At 33.7% G+C, this 15,203-nt stretch carries 11 protein-coding genes; 5 read left to right on the forward strand and 6 right to left on the reverse strand.

Annotation, left to right across the window (positions count from 1 at the left end):
- The first annotated feature begins 1 nt into the window (after nt 1).
- Together QZZ51_RS01165 and QZZ51_RS01170 are read left to right on the forward strand one after the other, a co-directional pair.
- Nucleotides 2–520 (forward strand): GNAT family N-acetyltransferase, encoded by a 519-nt coding sequence (locus QZZ51_RS01165; protein WP_291864717.1) that lies wholly within the window; start codon nt 2–4, stop codon nt 518–520.
- Complete coding sequence (locus tag QZZ51_RS01170; RefSeq protein WP_291864721.1) at nt 517–1,758, forward strand: ATP-binding cassette domain-containing protein; 1,242 nt, start codon at nt 517–519, stop codon at nt 1,756–1,758. The genes QZZ51_RS01165 and QZZ51_RS01170 overlap by 4 nt, the downstream gene beginning before the upstream one ends.
- 157 nt (nt 1,759–1,915) lie before the next feature.
- On the opposite strand, the gene secDF is transcribed toward QZZ51_RS01170, so the two are convergent.
- The 3 genes from secDF to QZZ51_RS01185 form a co-directional block, all read right to left on the reverse strand.
- Complete coding sequence (secDF, locus tag QZZ51_RS01175; protein ID WP_291864724.1) at nt 1,916–4,897, reverse strand: protein translocase subunit SecDF; 2,982 nt, start codon at nt 4,895–4,897, stop codon at nt 1,916–1,918.
- A 211-nt stretch (nt 4,898–5,108) separates the two neighbouring features.
- Nucleotides 5,109–5,732 carry a hypothetical protein gene (locus tag QZZ51_RS01180; RefSeq protein ID WP_291864728.1) on the reverse strand — a complete coding sequence of 208 codons (624 nt, stop codon included), beginning with the start codon at nt 5,730–5,732 and terminating at the stop codon, nt 5,109–5,111.
- A gap of 135 nt (nt 5,733–5,867) precedes the next feature.
- Nucleotides 5,868–6,794 (reverse strand): malate dehydrogenase, encoded by a 927-nt coding sequence (locus QZZ51_RS01185; protein WP_291864730.1) that lies wholly within the window; start codon nt 6,792–6,794, stop codon nt 5,868–5,870.
- A 255-nt stretch (nt 6,795–7,049) separates the two neighbouring features.
- Between QZZ51_RS01185 and QZZ51_RS01190 the strand changes: the two genes are divergently transcribed.
- Nucleotides 7,050–7,430: a hypothetical protein gene (locus QZZ51_RS01190; protein ID WP_291864733.1), complete on the forward strand. Its 381-nt coding sequence runs from the start codon at nt 7,050–7,052 to the stop codon at nt 7,428–7,430.
- A 57-nt stretch (nt 7,431–7,487) separates the two neighbouring features.
- On the opposite strand, the gene QZZ51_RS01195 is transcribed toward QZZ51_RS01190, so the two are convergent.
- From QZZ51_RS01195 to asnB, 3 genes are all read right to left on the reverse strand, one after another.
- A complete protein-coding gene (locus QZZ51_RS01195) occupies nt 7,488–8,498 on the reverse strand; it encodes a DUF6588 family protein (protein ID WP_291864736.1) in 1,011 nt (336 codons plus the stop codon).
- Between the two features lie 71 nt (nt 8,499–8,569).
- Nucleotides 8,570–10,510 (reverse strand): DNA topoisomerase (ATP-hydrolyzing) subunit B, encoded by a 1,941-nt coding sequence (gyrB, locus tag QZZ51_RS01200; RefSeq protein ID WP_291864739.1) that lies wholly within the window; start codon nt 10,508–10,510, stop codon nt 8,570–8,572.
- 405 nt (nt 10,511–10,915) lie between these two features.
- Entirely contained in the window at nt 10,916–12,580 is a 1,665-nt protein-coding gene (gene asnB, locus QZZ51_RS01205) for an asparagine synthase B (RefSeq protein ID WP_291864740.1), read from the reverse strand.
- A 245-nt stretch (nt 12,581–12,825) separates the two neighbouring features.
- Here asnB and QZZ51_RS01210 point away from each other — a divergent pair, with 245 nt between their 5' ends.
- Both QZZ51_RS01210 and QZZ51_RS01215 read left to right on the forward strand, forming a co-directional pair.
- The gene (locus tag QZZ51_RS01210; RefSeq protein WP_291864742.1) at nt 12,826–13,365 is read left to right on the forward strand and encodes a DUF2911 domain-containing protein; all 540 of its coding nucleotides are present in this window, start codon (nt 12,826–12,828) and stop codon (nt 13,363–13,365) included.
- 179 nt (nt 13,366–13,544) lie between these two features.
- A complete protein-coding gene (locus tag QZZ51_RS01215; RefSeq protein WP_291864744.1) occupies nt 13,545–15,182 on the forward strand; it encodes an ABC-F family ATP-binding cassette domain-containing protein in 1,638 nt (545 codons plus the stop codon).
- Nucleotides 15,183–15,203 lie beyond the last annotated feature (21 nt).

The raw sequence follows: 15,203 nt of genomic DNA on the forward strand, positions 1-15,203 counted from the left end.
GGTGTATTTATTATTAGACGGGGAACAATCCAAACGGTTAACATTCCGCAAAATAACACCTTCCGATTTCAATTCTTGGCTTCCTTTCCATGAAGAACCCCTTAGCACCCAATATTGGGAAGGCGAAAAAAAAATCCCCCTAGAAGCCTGTAAAAATCAGTTTAAGGCCATTTTTGAACGATACAACAATAAGCTAGGCGGCATGAATGCCCTAATAAATTCTAACACCAATGCTTTTATAGGTATCTGCGGCCTCTTAGTACAAAAAGTAGATTGTATTCCCGAAATAGAAATAGGGTATTCTGTTTTACCAAAATATTGGAAACAAGGCTATGCTACAGAAGCCGCAAAAAAATGTAAAAATTTTGCCATTGCAAACAAAATTTCAGAATCCATTATATCTATTATTCATATAGATAACATTCCTTCCCAAAAAGTAGCTATAGCAAACGGTATGTTTCTAGACAAAACAACAACTTATAAAAATAACCCAGTACACATATACAGAATAAAATTATGAGAACTAAACAACACTGGGCAATTTTTATTACTAACGAATCTAACAAAAATAGGTTTGCACAAGAACTATTAAAAAAAGGACACTACAAAGAGCTTACCGCTTTTGTTAATGTAAACATTGCTCTTTTTTCTAAAATAACTATTGAACATTTTATTGATGAAGAGGACCGCCACGATGAAAAGACACTTACCCAAGATTCTAAACAGGCACTAAAAACCTTATCTAGTGGTGAACAAAAAAAAGCGCTACTCCAATATTTATTTAACAACAATACAAAAGCCATTATTTTAGATAATCCTTTTGATAATTTAGACATTAGCTCTCAGGAAAATCTTAAAGAAACGCTTTCACAAAAGGCCGAAACTATTTCTTTTATTCAGATTATAAGCAGAAAAGAAGATTTGCTGCCATTTATAACCAATTATGCGTTTCTAGAAAAAGAAGAACTCCACACGTATAGCTCGCTTAAAGAAATAAAAACCTTCCAAAAAGAGGTAGAATTATTTGGCGCTATTCCCCCTCCAATAAAACCATCTGACTATACCGAAAAAATACTCATTCACTTAAAAAATATAAATGTCTCCTTTGAGGACAAAAAGGTATTACAAAATATTAATTGGACGATTGAACAGGGTTCCTTTTGGCAACTTATAGGAAATAACGGAAGTGGAAAAACCACTTTATTATCTATGATAACCGGAGAAAACCCAAAAGGATACGGGCAAGAGTTATTTCTATTCGGAAGAAAAAAAGGGAGCGGAGAGAGCATTTGGGATATAAAAAGACGAATAGGTTATTTTACTCCGGCAATGACAGATAAGTTTACTGGATACCATTCTGTAGAACAAATGCTAATTTCTGGTTTTAATGATTCTATAGGCCTATATGTAAGACCAACTGAAATTCAAAAGCAATTAGCCAAAAAATGGCTTACATTAATCCAAATGTGGGATTTAAGAGATAGTCTTTACACCAACCTATCTATGGGGCAAAAACGCTTAGTTATGACCACCAGAGCAATGGTTAAGCACCCAGACTTACTAATTTTAGATGAACCCACCACTGGCTTAGATGATGCCTCTGCACATTTACTGGTTTCCTTTGTAAATAAAATAGCTTCAGAATCTACAACAGCAATAATTTTTGTTTCTCATAGACCCGAGGCAGGGTTAAACCCTACCAAGCATTTTATACTAAGTCCAAGTACAAATGGCTCTACAGGAGCTATACAATCTTAAATCACTATTACCTTAAGTAAACTAACTCGAGGCAAGTCTACGAGGCAACAAAAAGAATTAATCCTATATATTTAGAAGCAAAATATCTGGATATTAAACCAAAAAAAGGGCCTTAAGAATATTCTTAAGGCCCTTTTTTATAATTATAATTCTGTATTTACTCTACAATATCTTCTGCTTCACCAGAAAGTATTTTTTTCTTTAAAGTATCGAACATTACAGGAGTCGCAATGAATACAGAAGAATATGTTCCTACAACTACACCAATAATCATAGCAAACATAAATCCTCTTAAAGATTCACCTCCGAAAATAAATATTGATAACAACACAACTAAGGTTGTTAAAGAAGTATTCAGCGTTCTTCCTAATGTACTATTAATTGCAGAATTTACATTTTCTCCATTATTCCATCCTCTTTCTCCAATGATTTCTCTAATACGGTCAAACACAACCACGGTATCATTCAGCGAATAACCAATTACGGTCAGTATGGCTGCGATAAATGCTTGATCTATTTCCATATTAAAAGGCATTAGTTTTCCTAGTATAGAAAATATACCTAGTACAATTAAAACATCATGAAAAACAGCTACTACTGCTCCTAATGAGAATTGCCATTTACGGAAACGCAATAAGATATATAAGAATACCACTGCAAGAGAACCAATAATGGCTAAAAATGCATTGTTCTTAATATCATCCGCTATTGTTGGGCCTACTTTTACAGATTGTAAAATACCGATAGATTTATCATTACTACCAACGATAAAATCTTGTTTAGAGATACCATCTGGTAAGTACTTTTGCAATGCCGTAAATAATTTAGCTTGAATTTCATTATCTACTTCAATACCTTCTACATCTACTTTATAAGGAGTTGTTATTTTAATTTGATTCCCCTCTCCGTATGTTTTTACATTAGTACCACTCCCAAAAACAGTATTAAGTTCTGATGCTATTTCTGAAGGATTAACCTGTTGTTCAAAACGTACTTGATACGAACGTCCTCCAACAAAATCTACCCCTTGTTGCAATCCTGCTCCAAAGAACAAAGAGAACAATCCTATAGCAACTAATATTGCTGAAATTACGTAAGCAATTTTTCTTTTAACTAAGAAGTTAATATTTATATTCTGGAATAAGTTTTTAGTGATCGCGGTAGAGAAATCTAATTTTCTTCCTTTTCCACTTAAATACCAATCTACTAATAATCTTGTAATAAAGATTGCTGTAAACAAAGAGGTAAGAATACCAATTAATAAGGTAGTAGCAAATCCTTTAATAGGACCCGACCCAAATACGAACAATATTATTGCCGTAAGACCTGTAGTAATGTTTGCATCTAAAATAGAAGATAGTGCATTGCTAAAACCGTCTGCTACTGCTTGTGATTTTCCTTTACCCTTAGCTAACTCCTCTTTAATACGTTCAAAGATAAGAACGTTAGCATCTACCGACATACCTATAGTTAATACAATACCTGCTATTCCAGGTAAAGTAAGTACCGCATTTAAACTCGTAAGAACACCAAATATTAATAAAATATTTAATAGTAACGCTATATCTGCAAATATTCCTGCTTTACCATAATAAAATATCATCCATAATAAGACAATAGACATTGCAATTAAGAAAGACATAAAACCACTATCTATAGCTTCTTGTCCTAAAGAAGGACCAACAATCTCTGACTGAATAATTTCTGCAGAAGCAGGTAATTTACCAGCACGTAATACATTAGAAATATCTTTAGTTTCATTTACTGTAAAGTTTCCTGTAATTTCTGAACGACCTCCAGAAATTGGACCTGAAGATACGCCAGGAGCTGTATATACTTTATTATCTAAAACAATAGCAATACCAGTTTGGTTCGTATACGCATCACCAGTTAACTTCTCCCATAGCTTAGCACCTTTTGTATTCATAGTCATGGATACTGCTGGTTTACTAAATTGGTCAAAATCAGCTCTTGCATCACTAACTACATCACCACTAATTCTTGGTATTCCATCTCTATTAGATTTTAAAGCGTATAATTCTACTACCTCTACATCTTCATTAGAAGGGCGCTCCCATACAAATTTTGTAAATTGAACATCTGCAGGTAACAATCTTCTTATCTGAGGCATTCTTAAGTAACTACCTAATTCAGCGGTATCCTTAATAGCAACTCTAAACATTGCATGACTCCCTGGGTTAGCAGGTATCAATAAATCATATAAAGGATTTACTTGACTTGCTAAATCTAAAGAATCTGCAGCAACATCTGAAAGTAAAGAATCTATTTCTGTCTCTAGAACTTCTGGCTCATCTGTCTTTTTAAGATCTACAATAGCCTTTAGCTTTTCGTTAGCCGAGATTAAGAAAGTATTAAAACTTGGATTCCCTTGTTTATGTGTTTCCCAGAACTCTAACTGCGCAGTACTAGAAAGTAAACCTTGCGCTCTAGCAATATCTCTTGCTCCTGGAAGCTCTACTAGAATACGACCAGAATTACCTTCTCTTTGAATATTTGGTTGTGTAACACCAAAACCATCGATACGTTCTCTTAATACTTCAAAAGCAGAAACGATAGACTCATCGATTTTTCTTTCGATTATTGGCTTAACAGCATCATCTGTCATCTGGAAATTAACTTCTTCGCTAAGCCCTTTATTTGCGAAAATATCTGGAGAAGCAAGTTTCGTATCTCCTTTTATTTTATCAAAAGCTTCAAAAAACAAGTTAACATACGTATCATCACTATCTTTAGATAATACATCTGCATCTACTAATGCCTTATTAAACACTGGGTTTTTACTATCATTAGACAATCCTTTTAAGATGTCTTTTACAGAAATCTGAAGTGTAACATTAATACCACCTTTAAGATCCAGTCCTTTATTTAACTCTTTCTTTTTTGCTTCATTGTAGTTAGTATACCCTAAAATAGAATTATTACCTATGGAGTCTAAATAACTAGCTCCTAGCGCTTCACGCTTAGCGATATAATCTGTTTCAGTTTCCGAAATTTGGCTAGTAGCATATACTTCCGCTTCTCCTTCCACTTTGCTGGTAACAAAAGTGTAAGAAAGTTGGTAGATACTAACTAACCCAAATAATAAAGCAAAAAGCTTTATAAGTCCTTTATTTTGCATTGGTTATTTAATTTAAATTTTCGATACCCTATAGCTGTTATGCTAAAAAATATCTTTAATGATTAATATATTGATTTTGATGTTGTTCTTTTAGAAGACTTAAAGATTAGTACTTTATACAAAGTATTTAAATTCTTTAATGGTATTCTTTAATGGTATTCTTTTTATGGAAATTCTTTGTCTATTAACAGAAACTATGCTAACAAGCATTTTAGCTATTTCCACAAACATAAGGTCCTGCCCTTACTTCTGGAATAGCGTGTGAAGTATTATCTATTGCAATTGCAATAACTCTATTTATTTTGTAAGCCAAGAGTACAATAGCATCTTGTTTAAATACTATTGAATCATTAAATTGTATAACTATCGGATTAGAAAATCTCTTATAATCTTGCTTTAATTCAAAAGCAAATTTCCCGTTTAAACTTAATCCGTCATCTGTTTGTTGCTGAAAATCAGAAACTACTAGGCTATAATTTTCAGGAAGTTTATCTTTTGGAAAGTCAAAAGGTAATTGATCGACATCTTTATATGCTAGTGATAACTCACTATCATGAGAAAGGAATTCTTTAACACTAATGGCATCAATATCACTATAATAGCGGATACTTAGTTGTGTACTATCATTTTCTATTATTTCAATATTAGCAACACCTAAGACTTGTAGCTTTTTGGTAATTGTTGCCAAAGCATCATCATGATTAGCTACCGAAGTCATTTCTACATCCGTAAATTGTAGTACAATCTGCTGGTTAGCGACTTTAGCTTGCTCCTGATTTAGACCTATTAGGGCTAGAATAATAATTAAAGTACCTATGTACCATTTTGTATTCATGCGGCAAATATAAAAATAAAGATGTACTACGTAGTATATTTTTTACAATATATATTTCTAAAACTTCTCATTATAAAAAAAAGAAAGCCTTTATAGTTAAACTACAAAGGCTTTTCCTTAAATCTATATTAAAGACTATAATTCCAAAAGGGCATTTGTTTTGCTTACACCAGCTGCACTTTCTTGCATTTTGGCCTTTTCAGCATCACTTAATGGAACATCTACAATACGCTCTATTCCATCTTTTCCTAAAATCACAGGAACACCTATACAAATATCATTTAATCCGTATTCGCCTTCTAAATAAGTAGAACATGGGAACATTTTCTTTTGATCACAAGCAATTGCTTGTACTAATCCAGATACAGCAGCTCCTGGTGCATACCAAGCACTTGTTCCTAATAATTTAGTTAGTGTAGCTCCGCCAACTTTAGTATCTGCAGCAACTTGATTTAATCTATCTTCTGATAAAAACTCAGAAACTCTTACACTATTTCTTGTAGCATGTGAAGTTAAAGGAACCATCCCTACATCGCTATGTCCACCGATTACCATTCCATCAATATCAGAAATAGGAGCTTCCATAGCTTCTGCTAATCTGTATTTAAAACGAGCGCTATCTAAAGCACCACCCATACCTATAATTCTGCTTTTAGGTAATCCGGTAGTTTTATGCACTAAATACGTCATGGTATCCATAGGATTACTCACTACAATTAAAATAACGTTTGGAGATTCTTTCACTAAGCTAGCAGAAACTGTTTTTACTATTCCAGCATTAATACCTATTAGCTCTTCTCTAGTCATCCCTGGCTTTCTAGGAATCCCAGAAGTAATTACAGCAATGTGACTTCCTGCTGTTTTAGAATAGTCATTAGTAACACCTGTAATTTTTGTATCAAAACTATTTAAGGAAGCTGTTTGCATTAAATCCATTGCTTTGCCTTCCGCATAGCCTTCTTTAATATCTAACAAAACTACTTCTGATGCAAAATCTTTAATAGCAATATACTCTGCACAACTTGCGCCAACGGCACCTGCTCCTACTACGGTAATTTTCATATTATTATATTTTAAAATTTCAATTTTTTAACACCTCAAAAGTACTGAATTCTCTTCAAAAAAATATGATGAAAATCAGCAAAATTGTACTATTTATAGAATAGAAAACACCGATGAAATACCACTTATATAAAAAACAAATGTAATTCAACGAAGAAATCGGAATTATTGTGCAATACGTCGAATTTTAGCAATACCAAACTCTTGTTTTACGTTAAAAAAGTATTGAACCCCCAAATCTCAAAAACCTACACAATGAAAAAAGTTTTTTCATTCCTAACAATTTTAGCTATCATTCTAGTGAGCAATTGCTCCAGAATTGAAGAGAACAACGACCCCGTAATTGGTGTTTGGTCTAATGCAAATACCGATACTAATAGCACAACACAAAAGTTGACCACAAATAAGCAAGAATGGATTTTTAATGATGCTTACTTGGGAAGGTACCACGATTTACAAAATGGTAAAGTTATCATGAAAACAGATTTTAGATGGAGTCAAAAAAATGGCGTGTACACTATCACCTATCCTGGCTTACCAGATAAACCAAACGACACAGTAGTTATTGTAGACAACTCACCAGATAGTATCCTTCTAGAAGACCCTACAGGCAACTTAATTGCCTTAAGAGAATAATAAAATAAAAAAAACTAAACCCCGCTTCTTTAGTTAAAAAAGCGGGGTTTAATTTTTTTATCTAAATCCAAAATTAACTCCAAAAGACAAACTATTAAATTCTGCTAAAGTATAATCTGCATGTAATCTAAAAAATCCTAGTTTTAACTTTGCTCCTACATTACCCGTTACTCCACTTATTTTATTATTCAAAGAAAATGGATCTGTATACGTTATAGGTAATGGTGTTGCAGAAACTTCATACGTACCTAAAACATCGATTTCCGATGTTCCTGTCACATAACCAATCCCTCCATAAAAATTAATTATAGGTAATTTAGTAGATACCACGGCCTGAAACACCCAAGTATTCATTACTAAATCTAAACTTTGGTTGGCTCCTGAAATTGCGTTAGTACTTTCCAAATTATACGTACCATCTAAATGCGTATACCCTATTACACCCGATATAGCAACAGGAAGAATCTTATCTGCTGGCAAATGCTTAGTAAACTCATGTTGTAGCCCCACTCCATAAAAACCAACTTTTGATCCGTCTGCATCAATTTTAGGCAAAAACCTAGCCTTAAGCTCTGTTCCTTTTATTAACCCTACACTAGCTTGAATAAAAGCGGAAGGAATAAAATTAATATTTTCCGATGCTAACCCAGATGGCAACTCTATAGTCTCGTTTACATTATTACCATTAACAGTAGCCGATATTACAATATTTTGACCTTCTATATCTCCGAGAGCAGTAGACACCAAATTGGAAGTACTGCCATCTTGAAATTGGATATTTTCATAATCCGCCGTATTTAATACAAATGCTTTTTTGTCATCGTTATTTTTAAAGGATGCCATATTACCAATAATAGAAATCTCGAAACCACCTAAAGGTTTTGCTTTTCCAGAATTATACCAACCATTAGACATACTAGACATTAACCCTTCTGAAACAGGGGTCATATATGCCGTAGTAAATTTTTCAGCGTCATTTAATCCTGCTGCCAACAAATCGTTGATGTTAGATTGCGCCACTGCCTGTAAACTACAGACCAACACTAATAAGGAAAATATTTTTTTCATGATTAAAATTTTTCCTAAAACTAAAAAAATCGCCCTTTAGGGGCGATTTTTTGTTGTGTAACTAGCTTTTCTTATACATCAATGTTCGCATAAACAGCATTCTTCTCAATAAATTCTCTTCTTGGAGGCACTTCATCACCCATAAGCATAGAGAAAACTCTATCTGTTTCTGTGGCATTATCTATTACAATTTGCCTTAAAGTTCTAAATTCAGGATTCATGGTGGTATCCCACAATTGTTCTGCATTCATTTCCCCTAAACCTTTATATCTCTGAATACCTACGCTTCCATTAAAACTTTCAGCAATAGCATCTCGCTCTTCATCATTCCAAGCGTATCTCTTTTTAGTACCTTTCTTTACTAAATATAATGGTGGCGTAGCAATATACACATGCCCTCCTTCAATTAATTCGCGCATATAACGGAAAAAGAAAGTCAAAATAAGTGTTTCAATGTGGCTACCATCTACATCGGCATCACACATAATAACTACTTTATGATATCTTAGTTTAGATAAATTTAAAGCTTTACTATCCTCTTCTGTACCAATAGTAACTCCAAGAGCTGTGTAAATGTTTTTTATCTCTTCGTTCTCAAAAACACGATGCGGCATAGCTTTTTCCACATTAAGAATTTTACCTCTTAATGGAAGTATCGCTTGAAACATTCTATCTCTTCCTTGTTTGGCAGTACCACCTGCCGAATCTCCCTCAACCAAGAATACTTCGCAGTTAACTGGGTCTTGATCAGAACAATCGGATAATTTCCCTGGCAAACCACCAATACTCATTACCGTTTTACGCTGCACCATTTCACGAGCTTTTGTTGCTGCATGACGTGCTTGCGCTGCTAAAATCACCTTTTGAATAATAATTTTAGCATCGTCTGGATTTTCCTCTAAGTAATTAGTCAACATTTCTGATACTGACTGACTTACTGCGGAAGAGACCTCTCTGTTCCCTAATTTTGTTTTTGTTTGCCCTTCGAACTGTGGCTCTGCTACTTTTACAGAAACAATTGCAGTTAAGCCTTCTCTAAAGTCATCCCCTTGAATTTCAAACTTTAACTTATCTAACATCCCAGAAGCGTCTGCGTACTTTTTTAAAGTACTAGTAAGTCCTCTTCTAAAACCAGATAAATGTGTTCCCCCTTCGTGGGTATTAATGTTATTCACATACGAATGAAGGTTCTCTGTATACGAAGTATTATAAATCATAGCTACCTCAACAGGAATGTCATTCTTTTCTCCTTCCATGGAGATAACATTCTGTATTAAAGATTCCCTAGTACCATCTAAAAATCTAACAAACTCTTTAAGTCCTTCAGTTGAATGAAAAACTTCAGATATAAACTCTCCTTTATCGTCTTTATTTCTCTTATCTGTTATAGTAATGGTTATACCTTTATTTAAAAAAGATAGTTCCCGCATTCTATTCGCAAGAGTTTCATAATTATATTCTACTGTTTGGGTAAATATAGTGTCATCTGGTCTAAAAGTTACAATCGTACCTCTTTCTTCCGTTTCTCCTATACGCTTTACTGGATATAATGCTTTTCCTTTCTCATATTCTTGTTCCCAAATAACACCATCTCTATGAACTGTTGCTGTTAAGTGATTAGAAAGCGCATTAACACAAGAGACACCTACCCCGTGCAAACCACCAGATACCTTATAAGAATCCTTATCGAATTTACCTCCGGCACCAATTTTAGTCATTACAACTTGTAAGGCAGATACTCCCTCTTTCTTATGAAGGTCTACAGGTATACCTCTACCATTGTCTTTTGTAGTAATAGAATTATCTTCATTTATCACAACACTAATCGTATCGCAATAACCTCCCATTGCTTCATCAATAGAGTTATCTACTACTTCATAAACTAAATGATGTAAACCTCTCGTACCAACATCTCCAATATACATAGAAGGACGCATACGTACATGTTCCATTCCCTCAAGGGCCTGAATACTGTCTGCCGAATAATTATTCTTTTTTGCTTCTTCGCTCATATTAATTTTTATTCCTATTATACTTATTGCAATAGCAACTTAACAAAGATAAAATAAAGGATATTCTTTTTTAAATGATTTTAAGCCGATATTAAATAGTTATCAACATTTACCTAAAATCTAAAAAAGTTCGTAAAAAAGCCTTAAAAGGGTCTTAAATAAGTTTTTATAAAAAAATATACTTTAACTATTATCCTAAAAGTCTCTAAAAAACCTCTTAATTTAATATACCTCTTTTATAAAAAAATCAATTACCTACAATAATTGATTTTCAAGCATTAAACAAACTTACTTCCTATGACAAAAGAAGCACCCAAATGGGCGCTTCTTAAGGACTAATTAAAATAAAAAACTGGCTCTACTCTTACGAATAGACAAACAGCATTACTGCTAACAACGCATAAATTAATATGCATCTTCATGGACATGAGCTACTGCTCTTCCTGAAGGGTCATTCATATTTTTAAATGCTTCATCCCATTCTAATGCAATTTTTGTACTACATGCTACAGATGCTTCTTGAGGCACACATAATGCCGCTGCATCTGAAGGAAAATGTTGTTCAAAAATAGAACGGTAATAAAACTCTTCTTTTGATGTTGGTGTTTGTAACGGATATCTAAACTTTGCATTTTCTAATTGCTCGTCCGTAACTTCTGTATCCACTACTTCTTTTAAAGTATCTATCCAGCTATATCCTACTCCATCTGAAAATTGTTCTTTTTGTCTCCAAGCTACACTTTCTGGAATCATATCCTCAAAAGCCTTACGAACAACCCATTTTTCCATACGCTCCCCATTAATCATTTTATCTTGTGGGTTAATACGCATTGCTACATCTATAAATTCTTTATCTAAAAAAGGAACACGACCTTCTATTCCCCAAGCCGCTAACGATTTGTTTGCACGCAAACAATCGTACATATGAAGCTTGCTTAATTTACGAACAGTTTCTTCATGAAATTCCTCTGCATTTGGTGCTTTATGGAAGTATAAATACCCTCCAAAAAGTTCGTCTGCCCCTTCTCCTGACAATACCATTTTTATCCCCATAGACTTAATAACTCTCGCCATTAAATACATAGGAGTTGATGCTCTAATAGTAGTAACATCATACGTTTCTAAGTTATACACTACATCTTTAATAGCATCTAACCCTTCTTGAATTGTAAATTTTATTTCATGGTGTATCGTATCTATATGATCTGCCACTTTACGTGCTGCGGCTAAATCTGGAGAACCTTCTAATCCCACTGAAAAAGAATGTAATTGAGGCCACCATGCATCTGTAGTATCCCCGGATTCTATCCTTTTTTGTGCATATTTTTTAGCAATCGCAGAAGTTACTGATGAATCTAAACCTCCAGATAAAAGAACTCCATAAGGCACATCTGACATTAACTGTCTATGAACAGCTGCCTCTAAAGCTTCCTTTATTTCTTGTATACTTGTTTCGTTTTCCTTAACAGCATCATACTCCATCCAATCTCTAGAATACCACCTTTTAAGCTCTCCATCTTTACTTTCTAAATAATGTCCAGGAGGAAACAATTCAATTTTTGTACAAACACCTTCTAAAGCTTTTAATTCGGATGCCACATAAAAAGTTCCATTTTGGTCCCATCCCATATATAAAGGTATAATACCCATATGGTCTCTAGCTATAAAATAGGAGTCGTCCTCAGAATTATATATTGCAAAACCAAAAATGCCATTCATTTCATCTAAAAAATCAGCTCCTTTTTCTTGGTACAATGCCAATATCACTTCACAATCCGATTCTGTTGCAAAATTATATTTTCCTTTAAATTGCTCCCTTAACTCTCTATGATTATAAATTTCACCATTAGCAGCTAACACCAATTTTTTATCTTCACTAAATAAAGGTTGCTTTCCGGAGGCTGGATCTACAATAGCTAATCTCTCATGAGCTAAAATAGCTTTATCATTTGCATATATTCCACTCCAATCCGGTCCTCTATGTCTAATTTTCTTAGACATCTCTAATAACTGAGGTCTTAACGCCTCTGTGCTCTCCTTTACATCAAATGCACATACAATTCCACACATATCATTATAATTATATCAATTCTTAAACAAAGATGCATATTATCTTTCAATTACAAAACACAAAACATTAATTTGGTTACAAATAGAAACTTTTTTTAATACAAATGTAACAATTAAGCATAAAAAATAAAATTAAACCTCCTTGCAAACTACGTTTTGTAAGTTGCTGAAATTTTAACGACTTTTTATCAAAATTAAAGTGAAGAACTCACTAGATTTGATTCTTATATAAAACAATCACTATTATGAAAAACTTTCTTGTACTTGCAACTATGGCATTCGCTTTGGTATTTTCCTCCCAAGTTAACGCTCAAAAATTCAATGGCTTAGACAAAAGTCCAATGGATATGGCTACTTACCCTAGTAGTTATAAAATATCTGAAAAAGTAGTCCGTGTAACCTACAGCAGACCGCAATTAAAAGGTCGTTCTGTTGCACAGCTTGCTCCTTCTAATGAGGTATGGCGCACAGGAGCTAATGAAGCTTCTGAAATTATTTTTTATAAAGAAGTAAAACTAGCAGGAGAAACTATTCAACCAGGAACTTATTCTTTATTTTCTATTCCAGGAGAAAAAGAGTGGACTATAATACTTAATTCCAAATTGAACCAATGGGGCGCATACACTTACGATAAGGATAGCGATGTAGCACGTATAAAAGTTACGCCTAATAATGACAAAGAATCCTTAGAGGCTTTTTCTATTAGCTTTAATAAGGTAGATGAAGAAGTTCATTTAGTTATGGGATGGGGAAAAACAAGGGTTTCCGTTCCTATTACCCTTTAGTTATAATTAAAACATTTATAAAAAACCATGGCTACACCATGGTTTTTTATATTTTCAGGCTTATCCATAATCCCTTCACCATCCTTATTATTGTACTTGCTTAAGATTTTCTTTTTAAAAGAAGTTATAGGCTTAACATTTGTTGGTTTTACCTAGTTTTGCATTTTTAAAAAAACACTATGATTTCAGTAGATAATATAGCAGTAGAATTCAGTGGCGATACTTTGTTTAGCGATGTTTCTTTTGTCATAAACGAACAAGACAAAATTGCCCTTATGGGTAAAAATGGAGCTGGCAAATCTACTCTAATGAAAATTATTGCTGGAATTCAAAACCCTACTCGAGGAAATATTCGATGCCCTAAAGATGCCGTTATTGCTTATTTACCTCAACATTTACTTACAGAAGACAATTGCACCGTCTTTGAAGAAGCATCCAAAGCATTTAGCCATATTTTTACGATGCGTGATGAAATTGAGGAAATAAACACTGCGTTAGAAACGCGCACAGATTATGAATCTGAAGAGTACATGAAACTCATTCAAAAAGTATCCGATTTAGGAGAAGAGTATTATGCTCTAGAAGACATAAATTACGCCGCTGAAGTAGAAATAGCTTTAGGTGGCTTAGGATTTAAACGAGATGATTTCCATAGACCAACAAGTGAATTTAGTGGTGGCTGGCGAATGCGTATTGAACTGGTTAAAATATTATTACAAAAACCAGATTTAATTTTATTAGATGAACCTACCAACCATGTAGATATTGAATCTGTTTTATGGTTAGAAGATTTTTTAATCAACAAAGCTAAAGCAGTTCTAGTAATATCGCATGATCGTGCTTTTATTGATAATATAACCAACCGTACCGTAGAAGTAACTATGGGGCGTATCTATGACTACAAAGCAAAGTATACACATTATCTACAACTACGAGAAGACCGTAGAAGCCACCAAATAAAAGCATTCCAAGAACAGCAAAGGTTTATTGCCGATAACCAAGCTTTTATAGATCGTTTTAAAGGCACTTACTCCAAAACAAATCAGGTTTCTTCTAGAGAAAAAATGCTAGAAAAGCTAAAAATTATAGAGATAGACGAAGTAGACAATAGCTCATTGCGCTTGCGCTTTCCTCCTGCTCCTCGTTCTGGAGATTACCCAGTAACTGCAATAGAACTTTCTAAAAGCTATGACGAACATGTAGTTTTTAAAAATGCGAACCTTAGTATTGCCAGAGGAGAAAAAGTTTCTTTTGTTGGAAGAAACGGGGAAGGAAAATCTACGATGATTAAAGCTATTATGGGCCAAATAGATTTTGAAGGTACGTGTACTTTAGGACATAATGCCAAAGTGGGGTACTTTGCCCAAAACCAGGCTTCTTTATTAGATCCTGAACTAACGGTTTTCCAAACTGTAGACGAAGTTGCTAAAGGAGACATAAGAACCCAAGTAAAAAATGTTTTAGGAAGGTTTATGTTTAGCGGAGATGTCATTGACAAAAAAGTAGCAGTCTTATCTGGTGGAGAAAAAACAAGATTAGCAATGGTTAAACTTTTACTAGACCCAGTAAATGTTTTAATACTAGATGAGCCTACTAACCATTTAGATTTAAAATCTAAAGACGTTTTAAAAGAAGCTCTTATAGAATTTGATGGTACTTTAATTTTAGTATCTCACGATCGAGATTTTCTACAAGGACTATCCAAAAAAGTATTCGAGTTTAAAGAAAAACGAGTGATTGAACATTTTGAAACTATTGATGCTTTCCTAATACGGAATAGAATAGAAAGTCTTAAAGAAATGGATTTAAAAGGCTAACAGACAAACCCTTTTATCCTT

It is taken from the genome of Maribacter sp., assembly GCF_016744255.1.
Classification (GTDB): domain Bacteria; phylum Bacteroidota; class Bacteroidia; order Flavobacteriales; family Flavobacteriaceae; genus Maribacter_B.

Excerpts from the sequence above, each read along its gene's own strand:
- QZZ51_RS01170 (WP_291864721.1), top strand. The coding sequence starts at position 517 with ATGAGAACTAAACAACACTGGGCAATTTTTATTACTAACGAATCTAAC.
- secDF (WP_291864724.1), bottom strand. The coding sequence starts at position 4,897 with ATGCAAAATAAAGGACTTATAAAGCTTTTTGCTTTATTATTTGGGTTA.
- QZZ51_RS01180 (WP_291864728.1), bottom strand. The coding sequence starts at position 5,732 with ATGAATACAAAATGGTACATAGGTACTTTAATTATTATTCTAGCCCTA.
- QZZ51_RS01185 (WP_291864730.1), bottom strand. The coding sequence starts at position 6,794 with ATGAAAATTACCGTAGTAGGAGCAGGTGCCGTTGGCGCAAGTTGTGCA.
- QZZ51_RS01190 (WP_291864733.1), top strand. The coding sequence starts at position 7,050 with ATGAAAAAAGTTTTTTCATTCCTAACAATTTTAGCTATCATTCTAGTG.
- QZZ51_RS01195 (WP_291864736.1), bottom strand. The coding sequence starts at position 8,498 with ATGAAAAAAATATTTTCCTTATTAGTGTTGGTCTGTAGTTTACAGGCA.
- gyrB (WP_291864739.1), bottom strand. The coding sequence starts at position 10,510 with ATGAGCGAAGAAGCAAAAAAGAATAATTATTCGGCAGACAGTATTCAG.
- asnB (WP_291864740.1), bottom strand. The coding sequence starts at position 12,580 with ATGTGTGGAATTGTATGTGCATTTGATGTAAAGGAGAGCACAGAGGCG.
- QZZ51_RS01210 (WP_291864742.1), top strand. The coding sequence starts at position 12,826 with ATGAAAAACTTTCTTGTACTTGCAACTATGGCATTCGCTTTGGTATTT.
- QZZ51_RS01215 (WP_291864744.1), top strand. The coding sequence starts at position 13,545 with ATGATTTCAGTAGATAATATAGCAGTAGAATTCAGTGGCGATACTTTG.